This is a genomic window from Mycobacterium sp., assembly GCF_025965855.1.
Classification (GTDB): domain Bacteria; phylum Actinomycetota; class Actinomycetes; order Mycobacteriales; family Mycobacteriaceae; genus Mycobacterium.
The window spans coordinates 1-4,251 of sequence record NZ_JAOPWB010000321.1 but is presented as its reverse complement, the minus strand read 5'-3'; the positions used below and the strand labels follow the sequence as shown (position 1 = coordinate 4,251).

Below are 4,251 nucleotides of genomic sequence, written 5' to 3'. Positions count from 1 at the left end.
TATGAAGGAAAACCTGAGGGGCACCGTAGTGGGCCTCGGTATCTTCCTCACGGTCTGCCTGGTGGCCGCGTTCCTGCTGGTTTCAATCTTTGCGCAGCTCCGGTTCGGCGGAGGCAAGACCTATTACGCCGAGTTCACCAACGCGTCCAATCTGAGGAAAGGAAAGCTGGTCCGCATCGCCGGGGTTGAGGTCGGCAAGGTCCAGGACATCTCCATCAACCCGGACGCGACGGTGCGGATCGAGTTCACCGCCGACAATTCCGTCATTCTCACGGAGGGAACTCAGGCGGTGATCCGCTACGACAACCTGTTCGGCGACCGCTACCTTGCGCTCGAGGAGGGGGCCGGGGGGCTTAAGGTGCTTGGTCCCGGTCAGACGATTCCGCTGGCCCGCACCAAACCGGCGCTGGATCTGGACGCGCTGATCGGCGGCTTCAAGCCGCTGTTTCGCGCGCTGAATCCGGACCAGGTCAACGCGCTCAGCGAAGAGTTGCTGCAGGCGTTTCAGGGACAGGGCCCCACGATCGGGTCATTTCTGGACCAGGCGGCGGCCGTGAGCAACACGTTGGCCGACCGCGATCAGCTGATCGGGCAGGTCGTCACCAACCTGAACGTGGTGCTGGGTTCGCTGGGTGGTCAGAGCGACCGGTTGGACAAAGCGGTGGTGTCGCTGTCGCAGTTGATTCACGCACTGGCGGAACGCAAGACCGACATCTCCAACGCGGTGGCCTATACCAACGCCGCTGCCGGCTCGGTCGCCGACTTGCTGTCGCAGGCCCGGGCGCCTTTTTCGAAGGTGGTTCATGAAACCGACCGGACCGCGACCATTGCCGTGGCCGACCACGACTACCTCGACACTCTGCTCAACACGCTGCCGGACAAGTACCGGGCGCTGCAGCGTCAGGGTTTGTACGGCGACTTCTTCGCCTTCTATCTGTGCGATGTCGTGCTCAAGGTCAACGGAAAAGGGGGCCAGCCGGTGTACATCAAGGTGGCCGGTCAGGCCACGGGACGGTGTACGCCGAAATGAAGTCGTTCTCTGAACGCAATCCGTTGATCATCGGCACCGTCGGCATCGCGGCGGTCGCCGGGCTGGTACTGGCCGCACTGAATTACCAGCGGCTGCCCTTCGTCAACCAGGGCAAAAGCGTCTCCGCCTATTTCGCCGACGCGGGCGGGCTACATACCGGCAACGGGGTCGAGGTCTCCGGTTATCCGGTGGGAAAGGTGTCCAGCATTGAACTCGACGGACCTGGTGTGCTGGTCAAGTTCAACGTCGGCAAGAACATTCGTCTCGGGGACCGCACCGAGGTGGGAATCAAAACCAAAGGCCTGTTGGGCAGCAAGATCCTCGACGTCATACCCCGCGGCGACCGCCAGCTCAACGGTCCCATCCCGATCGAGCGGACGATGTCGCCCTACCAGCTGCCTGACGCACTTGGCGACTTGGCCACCACGATCAGCGGGCTGGACACCAACCAGCTGTCGGGATCGCTGGCCACCCTGGCCCAAACCTTCGCCAATACGCCGCCCGATCTGAAGGACGCGGTACAGGGGGTCGCGCGGCTTGCGCAAACTCTAGACGAGCGCGACGTCCAAGTCCGCCGACTGCTCGACAACGCCGCCAAAGCGACCGGGGTGCTGGCCAAGCGCACCGACCAGATTGTCAGCCTGGTGCGGGACACCAACGCGCTGCTGGCGCAGCTGCGGACACAAAGCGCCGCTTTGGACCATATCTGGACGAATATCTCCGCGGTGTCGCGGCAACTGAAGGGATTCATCGCCGAGAACCGACAGCAGCTGCGGCCGGCGCTGGACAAGCTCAACGGGGTGCTGGCAATCGTCGAAAACCGCAAGGAGCGCCTGCAGCAGGCCATCCCACTGATCAACAACTACGTCATGTCGCTCGGTGAGTCCGTCTCGTCTGGGCCGTTCTTCAAGGCATACGTGGTGAATCTGCTGCCGGGCCAGTTCGTGCAGCCGTTCATCAGCGCCGCGTTCTCCGACCTGGGGCTGGACCCGGCCACGTTGCTGCCGTCGCAGCTGACGGACCCGCAAACCGGCCAGCCGGGTACCCCGGCGCTGCCGGTGCCGTACCCGCGCACAGGCCAGGGCGGCGAGCCGCGGTTGAACCTGCCGGACGCGATCACCGGCAACCCGGGTGACCATCCGTGCGCATTGCCCGGCTTGCCGTTGCCCGGCCCCGGCTGCTACCCCTACCGGGAGCCACCGCCGGCCCCCCCGCCGGGCGGTCCGCCGCCTGGGCCGCCCGCGCCAGCGCCGCCCGGGCTCGAATCCGTGCCTGAGCCGACCCCCTCGCCGATCAATGTGGAAGTGGGTCCGGGCCCGTCGCGTCCGGGAGGTCAACCGTGATCACGAGGCTGCGACAGTCCCGCACGGCGTTGGCGACCATCCTGGCCCTGGTGCTGGTCGCCGGGCTGTTCGTCGCGATGCGAGCTGCCGATGAGGCCGCGCGAACGGTGGTGGTCGCCTACTTCGAAAACAGCAACGGCGTGTTTGTCGGTGACGACGTGCGCATCCGGGGCGTGCCGGTGGGCAAGGTCGAAAAGATTGAACCGCAGCCGCTGCGGTCCAAGGTTTGGTTCTGGTTCGACAGCAAGTACAAAGTCCCCGCCAATGCCAAGGCCGCGATCCTGTCGCCGCAACTGGTGACGGGTCGGGCCATCCAGCTGACGCCGCCATACACTGGCGGGCCCACCATGGCCGATGGCGCGGTCATTCCGCAGGACCGCACGGCGGTCCCGGTCGAGTGGGATGACCTGCGGGCGCAACTTGAGCGGCTGACCGACTTGCTGAAGCCCACTCAGCCGGGCGGCGTCAGCACGCTGGGTGCGCTCATCAACACCGCCGCCGACAACCTGCGCGGGCAGGGCACCAACATCCGCGACACCGTCATCAAACTGTCGCAGACGGTGTCCGCGCTGGGCGACCACAGCAAAGACATCTTCACCACTTTCAAAAATCTGTCGACGTTGGTGACGGCGCTGCACGACAGCGCGGATCTGCTCGAGCAGCTGAACCGCAACCTGGCCGCGGTGTCGTCGGTGTTGGCCGACGACCCGAACAAGGTCGGTCAGGCGGCCGAGGACCTCAACGCGGTCGTGGCCGACGTGCAGAGCTTTGTCGCGGACAACCGCGAGGCGCTGGGCACCACGTCGGACAAACTTGCGTCGATCAGCAAGGCGGTGGTTGAGAGCCTCGACGACATCAAGCAGACGCTGCACGTCGGTCCGACGGTATTGCAGAACTTCAACAACATCTACGAGCCGTCCAACGGTGCGCTGACCGGCGCGCTGGCGGGCAGCAACATGTCCAACCCGCTCGCCTTCCTCTGCGGAGCGATCCAGGCCGCCTCCCGGTTGGGAGGCGAACAAGCGGCGAAACTCTGCGTGCAGTACATGGCGCCGATCGTCAAGAACCGCCAGTACAACTTCCCGCCGTTAGGGGAGAACCTCTTCGTCGGAGCACAGGCAAGGCCCAACGAGGTCACCTACAGCGAGGATCAGATGCGGCCCGACTATGTTCCGCCGGCCGCGAATACGCCGCCGCCGGACCAACCGCCGGCACCTGGTCCGCCGCCGGCGGCTCCCCCGGGTGCGCCGCCGCCCGCCGAAGCACCGGCTCCGGGTGCGCCGGATATCCAGACAGGCAGTGGGACCGTGGCCACCAACCCCGCGGCGGGCCTGACCGGCATGATGGTGCCGCCCGGAGGTGGCTCATGAGAGGCGGCCGCTCGCGCCGCGCGGCGGCGAGTCTGATGATGATCCTGGTGACGACCGGGATATCCGGCTGCGGCTGGCGTGGGCTGAATTCGCTGCCACTACCCGGCACGCAGGGCAACGGCCCGGGCGCCTTCGTAATACAGGCGCAGATGCCCGATGTGAACAACATCCAGCCGAACTCGCGGGTGCGGGTCGCAGACGTGACGGTCGGCCACGTGAGCAAAATCGAGCGCCAGGGCTGGCACGCGCTGGTGACCATGCAGCTCAACGGCGACGTCAAGCTACCCGCCAACGCGATCGCCAAGATCGGCACAACCAGTCTGCTGGGTTCGTACCACATCGAGCTGGCGCCACCGAAAGACCAACCGCCGCAAGGCAAGCTGCGCGACGGCTCACTCATTCCGCTGTCTCATGGCGGTGCCTACCCGAACACCGAGCAGACGCTCGCGGCGCTGTCGTTGGTGCTCAACGGCGGCGGAGTGGGCCAGATACAGGACATCACCGAGGC

General features: G+C 65.7%; 4 protein-coding genes. All 4 read left to right on the top strand.

Features of this window, described 5'->3' with window-relative positions; translation table 11 throughout:
* Window position 1: 1 nt before the first annotated feature.
* The gene (locus JWP83_RS27675; protein ID WP_297737977.1) at window positions 2–1,030 is read left to right on the top strand and encodes a virulence factor Mce family protein; all 1,029 of its coding nucleotides are present in this window, start codon (window positions 2–4) and stop codon (window positions 1,028–1,030) included.
* Window positions 1,027–2,373: an MCE family protein gene (locus tag JWP83_RS27670; protein WP_297737975.1), complete on the top strand. Its 1,347-nt coding sequence runs from the start codon at window positions 1,027–1,029 to the stop codon at window positions 2,371–2,373. The genes JWP83_RS27675 and JWP83_RS27670 overlap by 4 nt, the downstream gene beginning before the upstream one ends.
* Window positions 2,370–3,743 (top strand): virulence factor Mce family protein, encoded by a 1,374-nt coding sequence (locus tag JWP83_RS27665; RefSeq protein ID WP_297737972.1) that lies wholly within the window; start codon window positions 2,370–2,372, stop codon window positions 3,741–3,743. Before JWP83_RS27670 ends, JWP83_RS27665 begins: the two co-directional genes overlap by 4 nt.
* 35 nt (window positions 3,744–3,778) lie before the next feature.
* The coding region (locus tag JWP83_RS27660; RefSeq protein WP_297737980.1) for an MCE family protein at window positions 3,779–4,251 on the top strand (473 nt) is incomplete at its 3' end.